1 pseudogene is annotated in these 253 nt (G+C 54.9%); it reads left to right on the top strand.

From position 1 onward, the window contains the following. Window positions 1-17: 17 nt before the first annotated feature. A pseudogene (locus IV91_RS19405) lies at window positions 18-253 on the top strand (transposase); the annotation flags it as partial.

Genomic DNA, 253 nt, shown 5'->3' with positions numbered 1-253 from the left:
AAGTCAGAGCACCCGGAATGTTCGTCGAACAATTGCGTCGCAAGGCTGAAAGTGCTGGCGGCAAGTTGATTGATTTGCACACCTGGTCGCTGAAAATGTCGCAGTACGACCACACCACCGGAGTTTGCACAAAGAAGCCGCTCAGTCAGCGGTGGCATGTGCTGGGGGATGGATCGGGAGTTGTGCAACGGGATGTGTATTCCGCATTCCTCGCACGCTGCGTTATGAGCAACACGCACCACCCATCCCATAT

This window comes from Ferrovum myxofaciens, assembly GCF_000735045.1.
In the GTDB taxonomy this organism is placed as follows: domain Bacteria; phylum Pseudomonadota; class Gammaproteobacteria; order Burkholderiales; family Ferrovaceae; genus Ferrovum; species Ferrovum myxofaciens.
The sequence above is the reverse complement of the archived record's forward strand: the minus strand, read 5'-3'. Positions and strand labels throughout refer to the sequence as shown.